The 21484-nt window shown below is 34.0% G+C and carries 20 protein-coding genes; 6 read left to right on the forward strand and 14 right to left on the reverse strand.

Features of this window, described 5'->3' with window-relative positions:
• The first annotated feature begins 383 nt into the window (after positions 1 to 383).
• The 3 genes from AC061C_RS08455 (at position 384) to AC061C_RS08465 (ending at position 2552) form a co-directional block, all read left to right on the forward strand.
• Positions 384 to 1142 carry a LytR/AlgR family response regulator transcription factor gene (locus AC061C_RS08455; RefSeq protein ID WP_478290800.1) on the forward strand — a complete coding sequence of 253 codons (759 nt, stop codon included), beginning with the start codon at positions 384 to 386 and terminating at the stop codon, positions 1140 to 1142.
• Positions 1143 to 1259: 117 nt separating this feature from the next.
• On the forward strand, positions 1260 to 2138 hold the full coding sequence (locus tag AC061C_RS08460; RefSeq protein WP_478290801.1) for a viperin family antiviral radical SAM protein: 879 nt from the start codon (positions 1260 to 1262) through the stop codon (positions 2136 to 2138).
• 264 nt (positions 2139 to 2402) lie between these two features.
• Complete coding sequence (locus AC061C_RS08465; protein WP_478290802.1) at positions 2403 to 2552, forward strand: hypothetical protein; 150 nt, start codon at positions 2403 to 2405, stop codon at positions 2550 to 2552.
• A gap of 108 nt (positions 2553 to 2660) precedes the next feature.
• Here the strand turns inward: AC061C_RS08465 and AC061C_RS08470 are convergent, their stop codons facing one another.
• From AC061C_RS08470 to AC061C_RS08515, 10 genes are all read right to left on the reverse strand, one after another.
• Positions 2661 to 4424 (reverse strand): DUF885 domain-containing protein, encoded by a 1764-nt coding sequence (locus tag AC061C_RS08470; RefSeq protein WP_478290803.1) that lies wholly within the window; start codon positions 4422 to 4424, stop codon positions 2661 to 2663.
• A gap of 210 nt (positions 4425 to 4634) precedes the next feature.
• Positions 4635 to 4997 carry a nuclear transport factor 2 family protein gene (locus AC061C_RS08475; protein WP_478290804.1) on the reverse strand — a complete coding sequence of 121 codons (363 nt, stop codon included), beginning with the start codon at positions 4995 to 4997 and terminating at the stop codon, positions 4635 to 4637.
• An 83-nt stretch (positions 4998 to 5080) separates the two neighbouring features.
• On the reverse strand, positions 5081 to 5989 hold the full coding sequence (locus AC061C_RS08480) for a pseudouridine synthase (RefSeq protein ID WP_478290805.1): 909 nt from the start codon (positions 5987 to 5989) through the stop codon (positions 5081 to 5083).
• Positions 5990 to 6263: 274 nt separating this feature from the next.
• Positions 6264 to 7220 (reverse strand): geranylgeranylglycerol-phosphate geranylgeranyltransferase, encoded by a 957-nt coding sequence (locus tag AC061C_RS08485; protein WP_478290806.1) that lies wholly within the window; start codon positions 7218 to 7220, stop codon positions 6264 to 6266.
• Between the two features lie 123 nt (positions 7221 to 7343).
• Positions 7344 to 7784, reverse strand: coding sequence for a response regulator (locus AC061C_RS08490; protein WP_478290807.1), 441 nt, complete (start codon positions 7782 to 7784; stop codon positions 7344 to 7346).
• Positions 7768 to 9201, reverse strand: a complete 1434-nt coding sequence (locus AC061C_RS08495) for a sensor histidine kinase (protein WP_478290808.1) — start codon at positions 9199 to 9201, stop codon at positions 7768 to 7770. The genes AC061C_RS08490 and AC061C_RS08495 overlap by 17 nt, the downstream gene beginning before the upstream one ends.
• A gap of 262 nt (positions 9202 to 9463) precedes the next feature.
• Complete coding sequence (locus AC061C_RS08500; protein WP_478290809.1) at positions 9464 to 10402, reverse strand: mevalonate kinase family protein; 939 nt, start codon at positions 10400 to 10402, stop codon at positions 9464 to 9466.
• A gap of 49 nt (positions 10403 to 10451) precedes the next feature.
• A complete protein-coding gene (locus AC061C_RS08505) occupies positions 10452 to 10646 on the reverse strand; it encodes a hypothetical protein (protein WP_309755039.1) in 195 nt (64 codons plus the stop codon).
• Positions 10647 to 10687: 41 nt separating this feature from the next.
• Positions 10688 to 11770 carry a diphosphomevalonate decarboxylase gene (locus tag AC061C_RS08510; protein ID WP_478290810.1) on the reverse strand — a complete coding sequence of 361 codons (1083 nt, stop codon included), beginning with the start codon at positions 11768 to 11770 and terminating at the stop codon, positions 10688 to 10690.
• Between the two features lie 102 nt (positions 11771 to 11872).
• The gene (locus tag AC061C_RS08515; protein ID WP_478290811.1) at positions 11873 to 14272 is read right to left on the reverse strand and encodes a TonB-dependent receptor; all 2400 of its coding nucleotides are present in this window, start codon (positions 14270 to 14272) and stop codon (positions 11873 to 11875) included.
• 202 nt (positions 14273 to 14474) lie between these two features.
• On the opposite strand from AC061C_RS08515, the gene AC061C_RS08520 reads away from it, so the two are divergent.
• From AC061C_RS08520 to AC061C_RS08530, 3 genes are all read left to right on the forward strand, one after another.
• The gene (locus AC061C_RS08520) at positions 14475 to 15521 is read left to right on the forward strand and encodes a sensor histidine kinase (RefSeq protein WP_478290812.1); all 1047 of its coding nucleotides are present in this window, start codon (positions 14475 to 14477) and stop codon (positions 15519 to 15521) included.
• Between the two features lie 3 nt (positions 15522 to 15524).
• Positions 15525 to 16238: a LytR/AlgR family response regulator transcription factor gene (locus AC061C_RS08525; protein ID WP_478290813.1), complete on the forward strand. Its 714-nt coding sequence runs from the start codon at positions 15525 to 15527 to the stop codon at positions 16236 to 16238.
• A 204-nt stretch (positions 16239 to 16442) separates the two neighbouring features.
• Positions 16443 to 16919, forward strand: a complete 477-nt coding sequence (locus tag AC061C_RS08530) for a TspO/MBR family protein (RefSeq protein ID WP_478290814.1) — start codon at positions 16443 to 16445, stop codon at positions 16917 to 16919.
• Between the two features lie 64 nt (positions 16920 to 16983).
• Here the strand turns inward: AC061C_RS08530 and AC061C_RS08535 are convergent, their stop codons facing one another.
• The 4 genes from AC061C_RS08535 to AC061C_RS08550 all read right to left on the reverse strand — a co-directional run bounded on the left by AC061C_RS08535 (position 16984) and on the right by AC061C_RS08550 (position 21446).
• Positions 16984 to 17727: a BamP family beta-assembly machinery protein gene (locus tag AC061C_RS08535; RefSeq protein ID WP_478290815.1), complete on the reverse strand. Its 744-nt coding sequence runs from the start codon at positions 17725 to 17727 to the stop codon at positions 16984 to 16986.
• A gap of 85 nt (positions 17728 to 17812) precedes the next feature.
• Entirely contained in the window at positions 17813 to 19033 is a 1221-nt protein-coding gene (locus tag AC061C_RS08540) for a BaiN/RdsA family NAD(P)/FAD-dependent oxidoreductase (protein ID WP_478290816.1), read from the reverse strand.
• A complete protein-coding gene (locus tag AC061C_RS08545) occupies positions 19030 to 19707 on the reverse strand; it encodes a glycerophosphodiester phosphodiesterase (protein ID WP_417968865.1) in 678 nt (225 codons plus the stop codon). The genes AC061C_RS08540 and AC061C_RS08545 overlap by 4 nt, the downstream gene beginning before the upstream one ends.
• 80 nt (positions 19708 to 19787) lie before the next feature.
• On the reverse strand, positions 19788 to 21446 hold the full coding sequence (locus AC061C_RS08550; protein WP_478290817.1) for an alpha-amylase family glycosyl hydrolase: 1659 nt from the start codon (positions 21444 to 21446) through the stop codon (positions 19788 to 19790).
• Between the last annotated feature and the right edge of the window lie 38 nt (positions 21447 to 21484).

Raw genomic sequence — 21484 nt, forward strand, 5'->3', positions numbered from 1 at the left:
CAAAAATACGGGATTCTAAGGCTCTTTTTATTTTAGACTTTCGGATAGCAGTGAATATTTCTATATCATCCTTCATGATTTTGATTTTATTTTTCAAATCTTTTTCATAATCAATCAGTTGCAAATTCTAGTGATATTGATCAGCTAATTCCAATTTAACGTGATTTAACGTGATTTTTAAGAGTTATTCTTACAAAAAAAGTACAATTTAAGTGTGCAAATAACGGGAAATTTTATACCGTTGACGTGATTTTTATAATTTTAATAGCTAACTAATTCAAGTTTTTTAAGAAAGAAATGTATAGACAAAAGAATTAACGTTCGTCACTTTTGTCCTATATTTGAAAAATGAAAGGCTCATTTATCTTACTTAATTAATAGGAATGTCAAAACTAAAAGCTGCTTTACTCGATGATAACCAGGAACAATTGAATAAAAATAAGCTTATGCTTGAAAGCACTGGTTTAATAGATGTAGTTTTAACTTGTACTTCTGCCAAAAACTTTCTGGAAGAAGCAAAATTCATAAGTCCTGAGATATTGTTTCTGGATCTTAATTTAGGGGATTCCTATATGACAGGGATGGAAGTGGCTTTTGATTTAAAGCTACCCGTTTTATTTGTTAGTAGTAATACAGGACAGTATATCAAAGAAATTGAAATGTTGAAACGCAACCATGATTTGTGTGTTGATCATATTACAAAACCGTTTACGGAACAAGAATTTTTGAAAACCACAACACGCTTTCTGAAAGAAGTCGATTTTTTCAAAAAAGAGCATTTCATACATTTGGATTTTGGTAACTCAAAACGAAACAAAATAGCGATCAATAGTATTGTTTATCTGTCATCTGATAAAGCCAATGGAGCAGAGTCTAACAACAAACAAATACATTTTACGAATCGGAAAACTGAAAATCTCATTGATTTTTCATTTTCTAAAATGGAAGAAAAAGGGTTGTTAAAGTCTCATTTCATTACTATTCATAAATCTTTTAGAGTGAATCTAAATCACATAAAAGCCTACCACAAGAGGACTGAATCAGTTGAGGTAGAATTTTTTACTGCATTAGGAAAATTAGAAACTAAACACCTACCAGTCTCCGAAAACTACCAGCCAATTATTAAGCAATTAAAGAAATAAACCGCTCTTATTCCTCATTTGAATCCTTTCGTTCCTTGCGATAAGGTAATATTATCCTACATTATTTTTCTAATCACTTCTTGCTGAGATTTGCTGTATCAAACTAAAAAAACTAAAATGATACCAGCAGTTAATTTTCATTTATGGGAACCGTGTAATATGCGTTGCCAATTTTGTTTCGCAACTTTTCAAGATGTTAAGAAAAGTATTTTACCCAAAGGGCATCTGCCAAAAGAACAAGCCATTGAAGTAGTTTCTAAGTTGGCAAAAGCAGGTTTTCAAAAAATCACGTTTGCAGGTGGCGAACCCACATTATGCGGTTGGTTGCCAGAATTAATTGCTACAGCAAAAAATACAGGTTTAACAACTATGATTGTAACCAACGGCACTAATCTAACAGATGAATTTTTATTGGCTAATCAAAACATATTAGATTGGATTGCTTTGAGCGTTGATAGTTTGAGTGATGAAACCAATTTAGCTACAGGTAGAGCCGTTTTGGGCAAAAAAACCATTAAAAAATCAAACTATTTTGAGCTAGTAGATAAAATAAAATATTACGGATATGGATTAAAAATCAATACTGTAGTTAATGCGAAAAATTGTGATGAAAACCTGTCAGATTTTATTATTTACAGTCAGCCAAGCCGTTGGAAAATACTTCAAGTTTTACCCATAATGGGACAAAATGACCTAAAAATTGATTCGTTTTTAGCATCTCAAGAGCAATTTAATAATTTTCTTGAAAATCATAAATCATTAGAGAATATTACCAAGATAGTACCCGAAAATAACCATCAAATGAAGGGAAGTTACGTAATGGTTGATCCGGCAGGTCGTTTTTTTGACAATACAACTGGAAAACATTTTTACAGTGATCCTATTTTAGAAGTAGGTTGTGATGCGGCTATTCAACAAATGAATTATGATGCTTTAAAATTTGATGAACGAGGTGGTAACTATACTTGGGAAAGATCAAAATTAAAAATAGCATAAGATGATTAGTAATCAAAGAACAAGAAGTCCTCCACAACCTAATTGTTCAATTAAAACAGGAAATTCAATCAATAACTATAACTAATAAATTAAAATTAATAAAAAGGAGCAATTCAAAACCTTTACAAGGCCCTGTAAACAGCCCGAAACCAAGTAGTCCATTACAAAATCAAAACTATCCTAGTAAAACAGGAAATGAATCTGGGAAAGGTCGAGGAAATACATCGAAAAAATAATTAGAAACAATTTAAAAAATTATTAAAAATGTCAAAAAAAGTAACACCAGCAGACAACGCTGCTAATATTCAAAATCCCAACAAAGGAAATAGCGGAGTGAATAAACAAAATGCGAAAAATGAAGGAAATAGAGGTAAACAAATGAATCCTAACCAATCAAGCAGCAAGAAAAAGTAATTTATTAAGTTTTCTTAAAATGTATTAGAAAAATGGGTTTGACTTTTTAAATACCGCACAAAAAAAGCTTCTCAATCGAGAAGCTTTTTTTATAGTTATAGGTGAAATTTATTTGTTTTCTATCCACGCATTTATTTTCATCTCTAATAATGCTAAAGGCATTACACCTGATTCTAATACTTTTTCATGGAATTTTTTAATATCAAATTTAGCTCCCATTTTAGTTTCGGCTTTTTTGCGGAGCTCCATTATTTTTAACTGACCAATTTTATACGAAAGTGCTTGTCCAGGAATAGCCATGTAACGCTCTATTTCAGGGATAATACTCGCTTCACTTTCGGCTTCATTGGCTAAAGAAAACTGGATAGCTTTCTCTCTCGACCAACCTTTAGCGTGTAAACCAGTATCTACCACTAATCGAACCGCTCGGTGCATTTCATTGCCCAGCATACCAAAATACTGATACGGATCTTGATACAATCCTAACTCTTTACCTAAACTCTCGGTGTATAATGCCCAGCCTTCGCCGTAAGCACCAAACCAATTGAATTTTCTAAAATCAGGCAAGCTTTTGTTTTCCTGCTGCAAGGATATTTGGAAGTGATGTCCCGGTATTGCTTCATGTAAAAATAAATCTTCGTCACCATACATGTTATAATTTGCTACATCTGGAATAGGAACATAAAAAATTCCTGGTCGCGTTCCGTCAGCCGTTCCTTGATTATACTCGGCACTCGCTGTTTGTTCTCTAAAAGCTTCTGTGCGTCTGATTTCAAATTTTGTTTGCGGTTGTAATGCAAATAATTTGTCTACGTTGGGTTTAATACGCGTGTAAATACTTTGAAAATTAGCAATAACCTCCTCTGGTTTTGTAAATGGTTTTAATTCTTTTTTGTTTCGAACCTCTTCAAAAAACTCGATTAATGTACCTTTAAAACCCACTTGAGTTTTTACCTTTTCCATTTCGGCAGTCAATCGGGCTACTTCTTTCAATCCTAATTCATGAATGGCTTCGGGAGTCATATCAGTAGTGGTCCATTGCTTTACGTAGGCAGCATATAAATCTTTTCCAAAAGGCAAACTGCCTATTCCGCTTGTTGTTCTAGATGCAGGAAGGTATTCCTTGTTTAAGAAATCAGCCATTTTTTTATACTTCGGAATCAGTTTGTCGTTGATGGTGGCAGTATACTTGGCTGTTAAATCTTTTTTGATACTTTCCGGGAAAGAGTCTGGCATCAGTTTAATGGCAGAGTAAAATAAATTATCTTCGATTTTGGGTGTCGCCATCTCTGCAAATTGCGGAATTAGTTTTACCGTCAGTGATTTAGGTAATACTACTCCTTTTGCCATTCCTTTTTTCATGTAGACCATTGCCGAATCGATCCAAACGGAGTATTTTTCCATTCTTTTCAAGAAATTGGTGTAGTCTTGCTCAGTTTTAAAAGGTTGTGCGCTAGTTCCTCCTGCAAATTGTCCCATCGTAAGGTGTGTACCCCAAAATTGATGTACAGGAAGTAAATTGGTCGGTTGTTTGAGTAGATTTTTTCCAATCTCAACTTCCCATTTTATGATTTCGTAGCTGTTTTTTTCTTCCGCTGTTAAGTTTTCTTTTGAAATTGTATTTAATGCTGTTTCGTATTTGTCATAAAAAGCAGCTTGCGAATTTCTATAACTGTCTGTCATTTCAAATTGCAACTGATCGTTGTATTGATTTTGACCACTTTGTGTTGCTCCTAAAGGATCCATAGCGTTTTTGTCGTCAAAATAGCTTTTTGTTAAACTTGTAAAATCTTGTTTTTTGTCTTCAGATTTACAATTAATAAGCAGCAAAGATGCTGTTATTGCGAAGAAAAGTGTGGTTATTTTTTTCATTGTTTAGATTTGATTATTAGTGAAGCTAATTTATCCAAAAATAATTAATTATTACCCCAAATATATTGCTATTGTAATGCGGTACACGGACTTTTTATATTTTCATTCCTTATCGGTCAAAAAAAAATCCCATTTGGTTTAAAATGAATGGGATCTTAGGTATCTGTTTTGGCATATACGTACAATACCAGATTTAAAAAAATCAATTTTTTATCCGTGATACACTCTCGAGGCAATTATTTTATTTTCTTTAATGTCTAGGACTTCTGCCACTTGCAGGTCAACTTCACCAGTAACCGTTCTGGTATATTCCATGAATACGCGGTCTCCATTTGCGGTGAGCGATTTTACTTTGTAGTTTAAACTGGGTAAACGTTCAAAAGCATCTTTCCACCAGCTACGCAAAGCTTCTTTGCCGCTAACAAAACCATCGCTTTCGGGATGTTGCATTTTTAGTTTTGGACTAAAATGTACCGCATCGTCATCGTATAAGGATAGTAATTTTTCTAATTCTTTATTGTTGAAACTTTCAAACCATTTAAAAGCAATTGATTGTAATTTTTCTGGCGTCATACTATTGTAAGATTGTGTTTTTAATCAAAAAATCCCCTTTCGCAATGCGAAACGGGATTTACTATTTATAATTTGAAAATGTATTAAACGTTTTTCAAATTGATGATTTCTTGTTCGGTAAGCAACCTCCAGTTTCCTCTAGGTAAATTCTTTTTGGTTAAACCTGCAAAAGAAACTCTGTCGATACGCAGTACATCATAGCTAAAGTGTTCAAAGATAGAACGAACAACTTTCACGTTAGCTGATCTTAATTGCAATCCGATTTCACTTTTTGCCTCGCCTTCTATGTAACTTACGTCTTCTACAAAAACACGGTGACCGTCTAGTGTTAATCCTTTTTGGATTTTTTCTAAATCTTCAAATTTTAAGTTTTTATCTAATGAAACTTGGTAAATTTTAGATGATTTTTGACTTGGTAATGTAAACTTACGAATCATGTCCGTATCGTTCGTGAACAATAACAAACCAGTTGTGTTTTTGTCCATTCGTCCTACTGCACCAATTTTTGCAGTAGTAGAACCTTTTACCAGTTCTAATACATTACGGTATTCCTGACCTTCATCCATAGCAGTGGTGAAGTTTTTAGGTTTGTTCAGCAAGATGTATACTTTTTTCTCTGGAGTCAATGTAGATCCATCAAAATTAACAACATCTCCCGGTTTTACCATGTATCCCATTTCGGTTACAGGAATTCCATTTACTTTTACAGTACCAGATTGAATGTAAATATCCGCATCACGACGCGAGCACGCACCAGAATTTGCAATGTATTTATTCAAACGAATTTCGTCTTTTACTTTCGGTCTCTTTGGTGCTTGATTTGGTTTTTTCTCTACTTTATCAGTAGCGATATCGGCAACTTTAGTAGTAACTTTAACTTTTTTTGGCCCTTGGGCGCGCTTCTGCATGGCAGGTTTTGGCTTATTTGAACTGGGTCTTGAGCTAGCTGCTCTTGGACCACTTTTCTTATTATTGCCTTCCTTTTTATTCATAATATTCCAATAATTTGTGCAAAGATACTATTTATATACTTGACAATCAATAACCGCCAATTATAAAAACGCTAACTGGCTAGTTAGTAAGCTAATTAATATATTTAAGTATCGTTTTTTTTGGAGCTAATTCCCGCTATCCGTTGCAATCTTTTCTTTTTTAAAGGAAAAAAGAAAAGGATTTTCACTACTATCGGGGCTATCTTCAATGAAACATTTGGTAGTCTTTCAGAGTGTTTTTGCAACACTTTTATATGCTAAAACTAGAATGAATCTAAACCGTCATCAACAATCTTTTCCCGTGCCATAAAACACTTGGATTAATCAAAACAATGCAAAAGACTCCAGCTACGATAAGAAATTTTAAAAGATTATGAAGCAACAAGAATTGTAGCTTAGTAGTTGACTTCCACAGGTAAATCAGAAAAAAAATAAGTACTATCAAACAGGAATAAAAGTAGCCGTCCATGTAGCCAACATCGTAAATTTCGATCAAAAGATAAACAGGAAGTACTGTCAAAAGAGTCAAAAGAGTAATTATTTTTTTTGATGTTTCCTCGCCGTAAACAATGGGAATCGTTTTGTAGTCGTTTACTAAATCCCCCTTAAGATTTTCTAAATCTTTAATCATTTCCCGAATGAGCAACAGCAAAAACAAAAAGGAGGCATGCGCAAATATTACTCCAAGTTGCTGTTTGTAATTTTCAATTTCTTCAAATGGAATTCGGGTGTAAAAATACAGAAGTATCGCAAAAAAAGGCAAAACAGCCAGTAAAGCAGCCATTAGGTTTCCTATGATTGGGTATTTTTTTATTTTATGGGAGTACAACCAAATGAAAAATATATATCCTGAAAAGAATAAAAATACACGCCACGAAACAAACAAAGCCATCAAAGCGACAATGAAATTAAGTGTAAAATAAACGTTTAATTTTGTTTTTTGACTCACCAATCGATCCAGCATCGATTTAGTAGGACGGTTGATTAAATCCTTCTGACTATCGTAAAAGTTATTGATGATATATCCGGATGCAATCGTTAGTGAAGATGCGAAAACCAGAATAAATAAATTGAAATCGAGTAAAATATCAAGCGCCCTTTTTTCGGGAGCCAAAATAAATACAGCCGAAAGATACTGGGCTAAAATAATGATGGGAATGTTGTATCCTCGCACAACAGAGAACAAACTGATAATTTTCATCAATAAAAGTTTCTGTTTTCTGCTGAACATTCTATGAAAGAGTTTTAAGTATTATATAGTTAAAGTAACGCCTTAATTTGGTCTCAAATTTAGGGTTTTGTTTTTAATATTGCCTTAATAATCTTTTAAACATATTTTTTAGAACGATAGTAGCTAAAGTGATTTAGTATAAGTTTGAAAAAGTGTATCGTCATCTCTCAACTCCTTCTCTAGTAATAAACAAAGTTCGTCTACTGCTAGCGGTTTACACAGAAGTGTTTTGACAGAGCTGTTGTTTTTTGCTCTCTTTTTGTCTAAAGGATCTAATGTAGAAGATAGCATGAATATGATAATTTGGCTAGTTAGTTCTTTATCAAGTTTTTTATATTCCTCAAGGAATTCAAAGCCATCCATTTGTGGCATTTTGATGTCTAATAGAATAATGAGCTGGTATTGTACTTCGTTTTTAAAGTTTCTAAGCCATTCCAGTCCCTGTTTGCCACCACTCACCGCATGTATTTCGGTTAAATTTAGGTGCTTTTTTAATAATTGCTTCGTAACAATTTGGTCAATGACGTTATCATCGATAATTAAGACCTTATAATTTTGCTTCATATTGTTCGGGGATGATTACTGTAAATGTTGTTCCAATGTTTATTTTTGAGCATACTGTAATTGTCCCATTTAGGTTTTCGACAGCCTCTTTCACGATATAAAGTCCTAATCCAGTTCCGTTATTGTTATTGCTTGTTACAAAAAACATTTCAAAAATTTTATCTTGGTATTCTAAGTCAATACCAATGCCGTTATCTTTAAATTCGATATTGCAGCAATTTCCATTCCGATATGTTTTGATCGAAAAGAACTTATTGTCCTTTTTAGGATCGGCGTATTTTATAGCATTTGATATAAAATTATTGATAATTATTTTTAGTTTAAGTGCATCACTTTTAATTTTTTCGACCTCGAGATCAGTTGTTATTTTTATTTTATCTGAATCTTTTGTGAACTGATTTTGAGAAATAGCCTCCTGAACGATAGTGTTGAGGTTTACTTCGGTAATGTTTATTTGTTTTCTTGTGTTTCTAGAATAATCGATGATGTCTCGAATGTATTTGTCTTGTTTGTTGAGGCTTTCATGCATGAGATTCAAGTATGTTTTACATTCCGTTATGTCGTCCTCTAGTTTCATAACCTCAATAAGTCCTTGCAAAGAGGATATAGGTGCTCGTAGATCATGAGAAGCACTATAAACAAACTTGTCCAGTTCCTTATTAGCTAGTAATAATTTGTTGTTTTTCTGTTCGGTTTCTGTCGTTAGTCGCTTTAATTTAGTAACCAAAAAATTGTAGTAGATGCTCACACTTCCTATGATAATTAGTGTGAGAACGATATTAATGAGTAATAAGTTGTTTTTTATAGTATGTGTACCTTCACCAAGTGTATCAGAGAATTGACTTTGACTGATGCTTATTTTTGTAGCAATACTATTTATTTGGCCTAAAATAATTTGTTTTTCTCTTAAATCTATTTCTTTTTTGTTTATTCTTCGATGTATGTGATTGGCTAATACAACAAGTTTTTCGATTGAAGCGTCAGCTTCACCCCATTTGATTATTGCTTTCGTGAAAAAGGGAACGTTTTTAAAGTTTTCAAAAAGCCAGATCATTGTGTCTAAATCTTTTTTGTCGTTTCTGCCTGCGCTGAAGCCTTTTTTTATTTCTGCAATAGATTTGTTATTCAATAATGCAATCCTTGCATCTCGATCGCCCAGAGGCACTTTAATTTCTCTATTGTAGGCTAGCCAGTGCTTGGTCTCTTTGGTAAATAGATAGGTCGTTAGGTGTCTTGTACCCTCTTTTTGTGCTTTAGAATAATGAGATTCACCATTAACGTAAGCGCGGGAAGAATATAGGATTTTAATAGTAAAAAAGTTCACTAAAATTAACAAGGAACAAGATAATACAACTATTGCTAGTGGAATGAAGACGGTATTGAACTGAGAGATTGTATCATTCTTTTTTTGTAGCATATAGTAAATCACGAATTATATTAGGATAATGTTAAAGATATATATTTTTAAAGATAAGTAATGTTAAATTTCATTAAAATAGTTTAATCTTTTTGCTTATGACAAAGTATTTATTACGGAACTACCCAATAGATAATTTGCAATAGTCGATATTGGATCGAGGGCTATAAAAACACAAATCGGAATCAAAACTTTCTCATTAATAAAGTTTTGATTCCGATTATTAGTATCGAGTACCTAATAGTTTGTTACAATTTAATTGTTAAAACTGATATACTACTTCTAGTTTATAATCTTTCAACGATGCTTTTGCGCGCTCTAAATCTTCGGTAAAGCCCAAAATATAACCTCCGCCACCTGACCCACAGAGTTTTAGATAATAGTCATTGCTGTCAATTCCTTGTTGCCAGATTCCATGAAATTGCTCAGGAATCATAGGTTTAAAATTGTTTAAAACTACTTTTGAAAGCTTCTTAGTGTTCATGAAAAGTGATTTCATATCTCCGCCTAAGAAATTTTCAACGCATGCGTCGGTATATTTTACAAATTGATTTTTCAGCATGGTTCTAAAACCTTTGTCTTTTAGGTTTTCCATAAAGATATTTACCATCGGAGCGGTTTCGCCCACAATACCTGAATCTAATAAAAATACAGCACCTTTACCATCAAAACTTTGAGTAGGAATTCCCGTTGCTTCAATGTGATCTTTAGAATTAATTAAAATTGGAATACTCAAGTAACTATTCAAAGGATCTAATCCTGAACTTTTCCCGTGGAAAAAACTCTCCATTTGAGAAAATATGTTTTTTAATTGCAATAATTTTTCACGGGTTAGGTTTTCTAAAACTGTTATTTTATGGTTTGCATATTTGTCGTAAATAGCAGCTACTAATGCGCCACTACTTCCAACTCCATATCCTTGTGGGATGCTAGAGTCAAAATACATTCCGGTTTCAACATCTTCTTTTAAAAGAGATAAATCAAAAGTAACAAGTTCTGGTTGCTCGTTTTGCAATGTCTCTAAATACGTTACAAAACGTTTCAAGTGACCGTTTGATTGGATTGCTTCGTGAGAGGGATTATCCTCTTTTTTTAGCGCACCATTATAAAAATTATATGGAATTGAAAGCCCTTTTGAGTCACGAATGATTCCGTATTCTCCAAAGAGTAATATTTTTGAATAAAATAAAGGTCCTTTCATATGTATTTTAAATTAACAATTTGGGGTTGGTAATTGTAATGTATTTATTTTATAAATCCAATTGATCGCCTCGATTGTCTTCTTGGATTTTAATTTCAATTTGTTCTTGTTCTTCGGCTGATAGTTCTGTCCAAACGGTTTGTTGTTGTTTTTCAAAAACGTTTCTTACAGCTTTTAATAAAGTGACATCAGTAGTTGCGAGTAACATTTTGATCAATTCTATTTTTTCTGATTGAATATCCATCAACTTTTTTTTAATAATGTTTAAAGATACACAAAAAAAGATTAAACAAGCGCTGCTCCGTTTCCTATTTGATCACAAATGTACTGCCCATTTTGACAATAGCCAACTAATTCGTCTTTAATAAATTGCAAAACTTTTTCGCTAACGTTTTCGGGATACAAAACATGTACATTGGCACCAGCATCTAGGGTGAAACAAACGGGAATTTGCGTTTCATTCCTAAATTTCCAAATAGCATTAATGATTTGTAATGTGTTTGGTTTCATCAAGATAAAATACGGCATAGAAGTCATCATCATGGCGTGTAATGTCAAGGCTTCGCTTTCTACAATTTTGATAAACGCGATTAAATCGCCACTTTCAAAAATAGTAATCAATGCATCTAAATTTTCGTGTGCTTGAGCAAATCGCCTTTCGGCAAAAGGATGGTTGTGCATCAAGTCATGACCTACGGTACTTGAAACTTGTTTTTCGCCTTTGTCAACCAGTAAAATCGTGTCTTGAAAATTCGAAAAATTAGCATGAATCGCATGCGGAAATTCAACTCCAAATAAGTCTGAACTTCCTGGGATATTGGCTTGGTTTCCCCAAACCACGACTTGTCCTTTTACACTTCGGCAAGCACTTCCAGAACCCAAACGGGCAAGTAAAGATGCTTTCTGATAGAAATAATCGTCAGACATTGCTGGGTTTAACGCTTTTTCTAAACTCATCAAGTTTATTGCTAAAGCTGCCATTCCTGATGCTGATGACGCAATTCCGGAACTGTGCGGAAACGTATTTTCTGTATCAATCGTAAAATGATAGTCTTTTAAAAACGGTAAATAAATTTCTATTCGCTCCAAAAACTTTTGAATTTTCGGTTTGAAATCTTCTTTAGGATGCCCTTCAAAAAGCAAATCAAACGAGAAAGAACCGTCGTTTTCTTTTTTGGCGAAAGCCAATTTGGTAATCGTTTTGCAATTATTCAAGGTAAAACTAACCGATGGATTAGCTGGAATTTGATTCTCTTTTTTCCCCCAGTATTTTACAAGTGCAATATTACTGGGGGCGCTCCATTGAAAATTTCCGCTTTCAACTGTATTGGTATATGATAATGGAATAAAATCGTTTGCTGCAATCATAAAATGAAAAATTTACGCAAAGATACTTTTTTTTCGCAACCACTGATTCGTAGTTTTTTGAAATCGGCACCATTTTTAGAATAAAAACCGCATTACTTTCCCTTACAATCTGTTTTGCTCGTCATTCAGGTCAGCCTCTTTTACTTCTTTCTTTTTTGCTGTTCCAAAATTGTACGTAAGGGATACCGTTATTTTGCGAGTTTCCCATCGATTGACCCAATTAGTAGTTACATTATCTTGTTTGGTGCTTTGTATCCATTGGCTCTTTCTTAATACATTTTGAGCACTCAAGTTCAAACGAATTTTTTTGTCAAAAAAGTCTTTTCTCATCGTAAATGACATGTCGTAGGATGGTTTGAAAGTGGTGTTTCCGTAAGCGCCATTTTGGCTGTAAAAACTGTTCCAAGTAGCGCTCCAATCTTTAGCCAAAGTAAATGATTGATTTAATGCGCCCGAAAATGAGACACCACTATCGTTAAATTTGTAGCCTTCTAAATCAGAAGTTGCTTGGCCATATGTAAGCTCGCTACTAAGTTGTGCTTCCCACCATTTTTTAACGGTAATGCTGGTATTGATTGACAATCCAATAGTTTTTGACTTTCCGATATTGTCATAGGACAAAGTAGTTATTTTGGTATCAGTATCATAATCAATAATTTGGTACATTTCATCTTTCAAGAAATTAGCAAAAAGGGAAAGTGACGTTTTTTGTTTTTTAATCCACACCACTTCAAATGCATCTGTAAATTGAGGTGTTAAATTTGGATTCCCTACAGATACGTTGTAGGTATCAATATATTCAAAATAAGGATTTAAGTACAAGTAGCGTGGTCTTTGAATACGGCGGCTGTATGAAAATTTGAATTGATCGTTTTTGAAATTTCCGTTAATACTGAAGGAAGGGAAAAGCGATAAATAGTTGTCTTTATTAGTATTATTTGAGGTTAATGAGGTTGCATTGTAATTGATATATTCTGCTCTTAGTCCGGCTTGAATGTCAAAATTCCCTTTGGTGAAATTGGTAATGCCATAGCCCGATAGAATGGATTCTTTGTAAATTAATTGATTGCTTCTGTTAGTGTTGGTAATGTATTCTCCTTGATCATTTCTATCTTTTAAAATAATGGTGTAGTCATTGTTTACGTAACTCAGTTTGCTACCGGTTTCAAAGTTGAATTTGTCATTAATCTTTTTCTCGAAGTCTACTCGTGCACTGATGATATTAAAGTTTGTAGGGTTTTGATATTTAACATCTTCGGTTTTGCGGTACATTTCATTCGTATCCGATGTGAAGTAGGAGTTGGTCGTAATGCGGTCGCTATCATTTTTATAATTAGCATAATTTATTTGAGCATCTATTTTGGTATCCAAACTATCAGATGCGAAATTGTAAAATACAGTTCCCGTTAGTGTTTTGTTTACCAAGTCGTTTTGAGTGTTTAAGATGGTGTATCTTTTGTAAACCATATCATCAAATTCGTTGGTACGTCCTTTTGTAAATTCATCACTTTTGTACAAGGAATAATTGGCTGAAGCACCCATGCTCGCATTTTTATTTATTTTGTATCCTGCTCCAAAATTTCCTGAATAATTGTTTGAAACCGGTAGCCAATCATTTTTTTGTTGCAAAGTAGTGGTGATTGTTGGCGTTACTACGGTTTGGTCTATCGTTCTGCGATTTACACTTTCTACATAGCCGTAATTCATACCCAATTTCAGATTCCATTTTGCGGTATTATTGTACAGATTTAGTCCATTACTGTTTTTGATAAACTCAGCATAGCCTACTGAGGTTCTTGCATTTCCAGTTAAACCAGTAGCAGCTGATTTTTTTAGAACGATATTAAAAATTCCTGCACTTCCCGAGGCATCATATTTTGCAGAAGGATTTGCTATTATTTCAATCGATTTAATGTTGGCGCCATCTACTGATTTAAGATACTGTTTCAACTCCTCACCTGATAAAAGAGATGGCTTTCCGTCAATCATTATTTGAAGGTTGGCGTTGCCTCTAAATACTACATTGTCATCTTTGTCTAATTGTACACCAGGCAATTTGCTTAAGGTTTCTAGTCCGTCATTGCCATTGCCAAAACCTGCTTTGTCAATATCTACAATCATCTTGTCTCTGCTGAGTTTTATTATGCTCTTCTTTTGCAGCACTACAACTTCGTTTAGCGCTACTGAATCTTCCTCTAATTCAAAATTTTGAGTTATGTTTTTAGTAGTTGATACAAAAGTTTTTGACTGTACCGTTTTAAAACCCAACAACTCAATCTTAACAAAAAAAGAAGTAGTAGGAAGTTGTATTTCGTATAATCCGTTTTCATCTGTTGTGGTATATTTGAAAAAAGTATTGCTTGCAGCATCAAATATAGCAACGTTTGCAAAGGCTACTTTTTCGGCACCGTTTTTTGTAGTAACGACTCCAGTAAGTTTGGTTTCTTGTGCAAAAAGTAGGCTAATGTTGAAAAATAGTAAAAAGGCGATGGTGGTTTTCATGTTGTTTGGTTTTGTTGTTAGCAAATGTATAGGAGATTACAAAGGCAAAAACTGGTTTTACACCATCGAGGTTTTCTACTACATGAAACCTGAAAAAAGAACTTTTTTATTATTTTGGTTGAAAAAAACCTGTTCGTACAAAGAAAATAGGTGTTCGTCCAAAAACGTGAGAAGATAATGTTAGAATGTGTAAATTCGGACCATGGAAATAAATAAAAAACAATGGTACTTTCATCTAGGGCTCTTACTCGTGATGGTACTAATGGACCTTTTTTCGGATTATGTATATGGAGGCGGGGAAGGCTTTTTGAGGAATTTTCAACTCCCCTTAAACTACAATCAAATCATCATGTACACGGCAACATTTACAACGTATGCTGTTAATTATTATCTGGTATGTCCGTACACTTTAGGAAAGAAACATTATTGGAGATTTGCTATTGGTGTACTATTCCTGATCATTATTTTTGGACGTGTTCGATACTTGCTTGAGGAAGTCATTTTGTATCATTTTACAGGAAAGCACAATTATTTTGAAGAATCCCGTAAGTTTTTGTTCTACACTTTTGACAATTCGATTTTTTCTATAAAATCAATTTTGTATAGTACCGTAGTGTACTACTTTTTTGAATTCGCTGCCAATCAAAGTCGACTGCACAAACTAGAACTGGATTACAACAAAGCAGAATTGAATTTACTTAAATCACAAATCGAACCTCACTTTTTGTTCAATACCTTAAATACTTTTTACACTGATTTAATTGACGTGCAACCCAAGGTGGCCAAAGATATCTATCGGTTGTCTCAACTCCTGCGGTATGTAACGTATGAAGCTGGAAATGAATTTATGCCCCTGAGCAAAGAGATTAAATTCATAGAAGATTACATTTATTTGCACCGAAAAAGATTTGAAGATACTTTATTTTTAGAATACACCGTTGAGGGAATTGTTGGCGAACAAAGAGTGCCTTCGCTTGTTTTTATACATTTTGTAGAAAATATTTTTAAACATGGAATGATTAATAATGTAGCCTTTCCAGCCAAAATTAAAATACAAATTACAGATTATGAAGTAATTATTGAAACGTCAAATAGTATCTCTTCTTCAGAAAAGTATACGAATACTGGTATTGGAAAAGACAATTTAGAACGTAGATTGAGTGCGATTTATAAAGAGGATTTTGTTTTACTTTACACCAATTCTAATGATGTGTTTACAACCTTGCTGAAGTTGCCCTTTAAAATATAAATTATGAAAGTAATAAAATGCCTTATTGTTGATGATGAACCGCCTGCTATCCGATTGATAGAAAAATATTTGAGTAGGGTTCCTTTCTTAGAATTAGTTTCCTCAACCACAAGTGCACTAACGGCGCTTTCGCTAATAGAAGAAGGAGGTGTCGACCTCGTTTTTATGGATATTCAAATGCCAGATTTAACAGGCTTGCAATTGTCTAAACTCGTGAAAGGGAAAACAAAAATTATTTTCACTACTGCTTATCCGCAGTTTGCCATACAAAGTTACGAAGTGGATGCTGTTGATTATTTATTGAAACCATTTGAATTTGAACGTTTTTACGAAGCGGTTTTAAAAGTGAAAAATAGTTTTAAAGCTGAGGTAAAGGAGATTCCAAAAGAGATGGATGATTTTATTTTTATCAAAACTGATGGTAAAAATAATTTTGAAAAAGTGCAAATTAATGAGATTTGCTATATCGAAGGGCTGAAAAATTATGTAGCCATTCATTTAAAGGACAGACAAGTAATTACTAACAATACCTTAAAAAGTATCGAGGATTTTTTACCAACTAGTGACTTTGTTAAAACGCATAAATCATTTATTGTTTCGTTGCGTCATATCACGAAAACGGATTCCTTAAATGTTTTTATAAACGGAAAAAGCATTCCTATTGGCGATACCTACAAAAAAGAATTATTTGAAATCATTCAACAAAAAAAACTGTAACGTTGTAAAATCTTCATTGAGGTAAAAAGCGACTTTTTCAATTAATATTTTGTCAAATTTTCTGGATGTACTTTTATGTTGTACTAAATTCCTTAAAATTAGTTTCAATTGTACTCCGTTTGCCGGTTTAGCGAAAGCTTTTTTCATTTTATGGAATCCCAGTGAATATTTGAGTAAATTTGACTTTCATTAGAAAAAGTAAAAATGAATAAAATCACCCGAATATTAGCAGTTGTCGTTACGTGTCTTGCCATTGGTTATTTCTCTGGAATGGTTACTCGTTCAGCTATTACGACATGGTATCCGACTTTAGTAAAACCTAGTTTTAATCCACCCAATTGGATTTTTGCACCGGTTTGGAGTATGCTCTATGTGATGATGGGTGTGGCCGCAGGATTGGTTTGGGACAGAATTGAAGTTGAGAAAGAAGACGTGAAAAAAGCGTTGCTTTTCTTTGCAATTCAATTGGCACTTAATGCTTTGTGGTCGTATTTGTTCTTCGGATTACAAAACCCAATGCTTGCTGGACTAGAAATAATTGTATTGTGGTTGATGATTTTTGAAACCTACATTCAATTTGCTAAAATCAATAAAATTGCGGGTTATTTGTTTATTCCGTATTTGGCGTGGGTGAGTTTTGCTGCGGTGTTGAATGGAAGTATTTGGTGGTTGAATAGATAGTAGGAAGTTTTTAGTTTTAGTCATTTTTTCATGGAGTGATTAAACGCTAGTTTCCTTTAAAGTTTCATAACTTTTTAAACTCAATATTTTTGATTGATAAAAAATCCATCATAGATAAAACAGTACTATTTTCTAGTAGTGTTTTCGATTTTGGGTCGGCTTCACAAAACTGGAGGAAAAGAGCTATTTCATCTGATTTTAATTTTAAAGTTTCGATATAAAATTTTTGGTCACAACTCGATTTAGCTAGTGTTATAAAATCTATGTCGGTTATTGCTACTTTTTTAACTTCCTCTTTTTCTTTTAGGAATAGCTTAAGAATCATCTCTCCAATTCGCATTAAATCCATGCCGTTTTCAATACTCCCTGTGTAAACTCCAGGATTTTTTAATTTTTTTGCATTTTTCTCTAATGTGTATTGATCAAGTTTGGCTTGTTCCCATTTTGCATCTTTACTTAGTTTTATTGATGGCATGCTTTGAACTATTACTTCTTTAAGTTCTTCGACTTTTGGGGATAATGAGATTTTAATGTCACCTTGGTTTAATACGGCTATCGAAATTTTTATTTCTTTTATTTTATGATTTTTAGCAACAAAAACCAATTGGTCGTTTACATTGATACCAATGGTAAACTTTCCTTCAGCATCGGTCAAAGTAACTGTTTTTGCGGTTGCGTTGATTACCTCAACTTTGGTTGCCGCGGTTTTGTCAAAGTAGACTTGCCCCCGAATACTTTTGTTTCCTTGTGCTAGCCCACTTTGATAAAATATAAAAATGAAAATAGAAGCGAGTAGTTTTGTTGTCATAAAGATTTGATAATACGGGAGTAAAGTTATCAGAATCTTCTTAAATAAAACTTAGTGGATTTATAAACTCTTGTTAATACTGTTTTTAGATAGCATTAGCCACAATAGACCCACTTGTCCATGCATTCTGAAAATTGAATCCGCCAGTGATGGCATCGATATTTACAATTTCTCCAGCAAAATATAGATTTTCATGCAATTTGCTTTCCATGGTTTTGAAATTGATTTCCTTTAAATCGATTCCACCAGCCGTTACAAATTCTTCTTTGAAAGTACTTTTTCCATTCACTTGAAAAGTTCCTTTTGTTAATTGATTGGATAGATTTTGCAAGTGCGTTTTCGACAAATCGGCCCATTTGGTCTCCACTTCAATTCCGGAAGCAAGAACCAAGCTTTCCCATAATCTGTTGGTGATTTCGAAAGGTGATTTCTTAGAAACTGATTTTTTAGCGTGTTCCTGTTTTAAGTCTTTTAATTTTTTCTCAACATCCGCTATGTCTTCATCATTCAACCAATTTACAAAAATGGTAAACTGGTAACTTTTGTCATGCAAAATTCGGGCACCCCAAGCAGAGAGCTTCAAAATTGCTGGTCCGCTCATTCCCCAATGGGTAATTAATAAAGGTCCTGTTGATGTGAGTTTGGTGTCTTTTACGGTTACGGTAACCTGTGCCGCAACTCCGGGTAATTCTTTTATTCTGGAATCTTTGATGTTGAAAGTGAATAGGGAAGGGACCGGACTGATAACAGCGTGACCAAAATTTTGAAGCATTTCCCATACTTTCGGGTTGCTTCCTGTTGCTAAAATTAACTTTTCGACAAGATAATTTTCTGTTGGTGTTTCTATCTTCCAAACGTTTTCTCCCGAAACTTCGGTATTGAAAATAGATTGTACACTTTGTCCGGTAAGAACCGAGATTCCTAGTTTTTGAGTTGCTTTTAGAAAACAATCAATAATGGTTTGTGACGAATTCGAAACAGGGAACATGCGTCCGTCTGCTTCAATTTTAAGTTCTACGCCATGTTTTTCGAACCATTCAATCGTGTCGCCTGAACAAAACTGATGAAAAGGTCCGCGTAGTTCTTTTTCCCCACGAGGGTAAAATTTCACTAATTCGTTCGGCTCAAAAATAGCGTGCGTGACGTTGCATCTTCCACCGCCGGAAATTCTAACTTTTTGCAAAACATCTGCACCGCGTTCTAAAATTGCGACTTTCAGTTTTGGATTTTTCTCCACAATATTAATCGCTGTAAAAAAACCTGCTGCGCCTCCGCCTACTATTATTATATCAAAATTCTGATTCATATTCTATTTGGGAAATCAGTGATGATTCCGTTTACGTGGAATGTTTTTATTTTTTGTATGTCTTCTAATTCATTGATGGTCCAGGGGAAAACCTGCAATCCTTTTTCTTGTATTTGCGCGGTGTTTTCTTTTGTCAATAAATGAAAATGTGGGTGAATGGATTTTGCCTGAATGAATTTGGCGAAAGCCAAAGCCAAGTCTAAATCGGTTTCTGTTAATACGCCAATAGGAATTTTATCATTTAAAAATGCCACTTGCTGCAACGCATTCCAATCAAAACTAGAAACTAAAAATCGGTCGTATTTCCAGCCTTTTTTAGCGACATACTTTTCAATTAGTGAAACTACTTTATCCGTAGCCTCATAACTTTTGATTTCAATATTGATAAAACAGTCTTGGTTTACCAAATCAAAAACCTCTTTCAGCATCGGGATTTGGTGCTTTCCATCTATTCGAAAAGCATTCAATTCGCGCAAAGATAATGTATTTACAAAACCTTTTCCGTTGGTCGTTCGGTCAATGGTTTCGTCGTGAATAACGATTATTTCACCATCAGCACTCAAATGCACGTCGAGCTCAATGCCGTCCACTTGCATGTCTAATGCTTTTTGGAAAGAGACTAATGTATTCTCAGGTTCATATCCTTTTGCGCCACGATGTCCAATTTTGAGCATTGTCTATAATTTTTGGTAAAGGTAAACATAAAAAAAACGCCTTCATTTCTAAAGGCGTTCTAGTGTAATTATTTTTAGACTTATTTTTTTAGTTCTAATAAAACAATGTCAAATTCAGTATCGATTGTCACTTTTCCATTAGCAACTAGGGCTTCTTTTCCGGAGTATGCATCTGTTAATAAGGTGCCGTTCGCAAAAATGGTTTCAACTGAAATTTCTTTGGCACCAATTTTTAAATCCAATGCAACTACTACTTTATCGATATATTCTTCTTTAGTAAAAGTTCTGGAAAAAGTATACGGTTTCGTCGAAATTTGCTGGTGAATTCCTGCTCCAACTGATGGATGATTTTTTCGGAATTGACCTAATTTTTGCCAATGCAACAATGTTTTTTGAGTTTCAGGATTTGATTTTATGGCCTCCCAATTCATAAAAGATCGTAAAGTTGCATCGCCTTGTGTTCCTTCAATTACTAATGAACGAGCGCTTTCATCACCGTAATACACTTGTGAAACTCCAGGCGAAAGCAATAATTTAGTTCCTGTTTCTTTGCTTTTATTGCGTTTTGCATCAAATGGTGCGCCATCATCGTGCGAAGACATATAGTTCAGAACGCTGTATCTTTTTAACTCATTGTTCAGCTTGTTTGAATATTTAGAGAAAATAAATTCATAGTCTTTCTGGGCATCCCATTTGAATTCGAAATTGATCATATTGTTAAAACCATTCATGAAATAGTTTACTTTTTTGTCTCCAAAATCAAAATCTTGTCCGCCGCTAATTCCGTAATTGTATACTTCGGCAATGGTGTAAAAGGAATTGTTGTCTAATACTTTTGATGGATTGTTTTTCTTCCAAGTTTCAAATGCGTAATCACATTGGGTCTTGAAATCGGCCCAAACTGTTTCGTCGGTGTGTTTTACAGTGTCGCCTCTGTATCCGTCAATTCCGTATTCAGTAATATAATCCGTCAACCATTTGATGATGTAATATTTTGGAGCTCTTGGATATCCAGTGCGAGCAAAAAACGCATCGATTTCTTTTATTTCTTGTTCGTAGCGGCCTTCTTTTTTCCATTTTTCGACAAGAAAAGGAGGTAAAGCAACATTTTGTAGACTCTCTGTTTTTATATCCGCAAGATTAGAAATTAGCGTGCAGGCAGTTGTGTTCTCAAACGATTTGTAATCGCAATTTGGTCCTGTTCTCACCCAGTCATTTGGCCAAACCGTATCTTCAGCAGTAACAGGTCCTGTATGATTGATTACGCCATCCAGAATAATTCTGATTCCGTGTGCGTGTGCTTTTTGAACTAATGCCGCCAAGTCTTCTATGGTTCCAAAGTTAGGATCTAAGGTGGTCCAATCTCTAGTCCAATAGCCGTGAAAGCCATAACTTAAACCAGTTCCTTCATCTACGCCATCGTGAATTTGTTCCACTATTGGAGTAAACCAAATCGCATTAATTCCTAGTTTGTCAAAATAACCTTCGTCAATTTTTTGAGAAATTCCTTTGATATCTCCACCTTCGAATCCACGAAGTTTTCCTGTTGTTTTGGTTCTATTGAAGTTTAAGTCGTTGGATTTGTCACCATTGTTAAAACGGTCTGTCATCAGGAAATAAACGTTCGCCCCTTCCCAAACGAAAGGTGTTTTGTTACTCTCAGCAATCTTTTTTGTGCTGGAACAACTGCTTAAAATTGTCATAGTAAACAGTAAAAGTGGGATTGAATATTTTTTCATTTTTAAAGTTTTAAATAATTTTTTTGTAACATGTAAGT

The organism is Flavobacterium sp. GNP010 (genome assembly GCF_056428945.1).

Bases quoted from the DNA above. Each gene is read 5' to 3' on its own strand.
- AC061C_RS08475 (WP_478290804.1), bottom strand. From the start codon at position 4,997: ATGACGCCAGAAAAATTACAATCAATTGCTTTTAAATGGTTTGAAAGT.
- AC061C_RS08490 (WP_478290807.1), bottom strand. From the start codon at position 7,784: ATGAAGCAAAATTATAAGGTCTTAATTATCGATGATAACGTCATTGAC.
- AC061C_RS08460 (WP_478290801.1), top strand. From the start codon at position 1,260: ATGATACCAGCAGTTAATTTTCATTTATGGGAACCGTGTAATATGCGT.
- AC061C_RS08505 (WP_309755039.1), bottom strand. From the start codon at position 10,646: ATGGATATTCAATCAGAAAAAATAGAATTGATCAAAATGTTACTCGCA.
- AC061C_RS08485 (WP_478290806.1), bottom strand. From the start codon at position 7,220: ATGTTCAGCAGAAAACAGAAACTTTTATTGATGAAAATTATCAGTTTG.
- AC061C_RS08550 (WP_478290817.1), bottom strand. From the start codon at position 21,446: ATGAAAAAATATTCAATCCCACTTTTACTGTTTACTATGACAATTTTA.
- AC061C_RS08535 (WP_478290815.1), bottom strand. From the start codon at position 17,727: ATGACAACAAAACTACTCGCTTCTATTTTCATTTTTATATTTTATCAA.
- AC061C_RS08515 (WP_478290811.1), bottom strand. From the start codon at position 14,272: ATGAAAACCACCATCGCCTTTTTACTATTTTTCAACATTAGCCTACTT.
- AC061C_RS08520 (WP_478290812.1), top strand. From the start codon at position 14,475: ATGGAAATAAATAAAAAACAATGGTACTTTCATCTAGGGCTCTTACTC.
- AC061C_RS08470 (WP_478290803.1), bottom strand. From the start codon at position 4,424: ATGAAAAAAATAACCACACTTTTCTTCGCAATAACAGCATCTTTGCTG.
- AC061C_RS08525 (WP_478290813.1), top strand. From the start codon at position 15,525: ATGAAAGTAATAAAATGCCTTATTGTTGATGATGAACCGCCTGCTATC.
- AC061C_RS08480 (WP_478290805.1), bottom strand. From the start codon at position 5,989: ATGAATAAAAAGGAAGGCAATAATAAGAAAAGTGGTCCAAGAGCAGCT.
- AC061C_RS08540 (WP_478290816.1), bottom strand. From the start codon at position 19,033: ATGAATCAGAATTTTGATATAATAATAGTAGGCGGAGGCGCAGCAGGT.
- AC061C_RS08465 (WP_478290802.1), top strand. From the start codon at position 2,403: ATGTCAAAAAAAGTAACACCAGCAGACAACGCTGCTAATATTCAAAAT.
- AC061C_RS08530 (WP_478290814.1), top strand. From the start codon at position 16,443: ATGAATAAAATCACCCGAATATTAGCAGTTGTCGTTACGTGTCTTGCC.
- AC061C_RS08545 (WP_417968865.1), bottom strand. From the start codon at position 19,707: ATGCTCAAAATTGGACATCGTGGCGCAAAAGGATATGAACCTGAGAAT.
- AC061C_RS08510 (WP_478290810.1), bottom strand. From the start codon at position 11,770: ATGATTGCAGCAAACGATTTTATTCCATTATCATATACCAATACAGTT.
- AC061C_RS08495 (WP_478290808.1), bottom strand. From the start codon at position 9,201: ATGCTACAAAAAAAGAATGATACAATCTCTCAGTTCAATACCGTCTTC.
- AC061C_RS08455 (WP_478290800.1), top strand. From the start codon at position 384: ATGTCAAAACTAAAAGCTGCTTTACTCGATGATAACCAGGAACAATTG.
- AC061C_RS08500 (WP_478290809.1), bottom strand. From the start codon at position 10,402: ATGAAAGGACCTTTATTTTATTCAAAAATATTACTCTTTGGAGAATAC.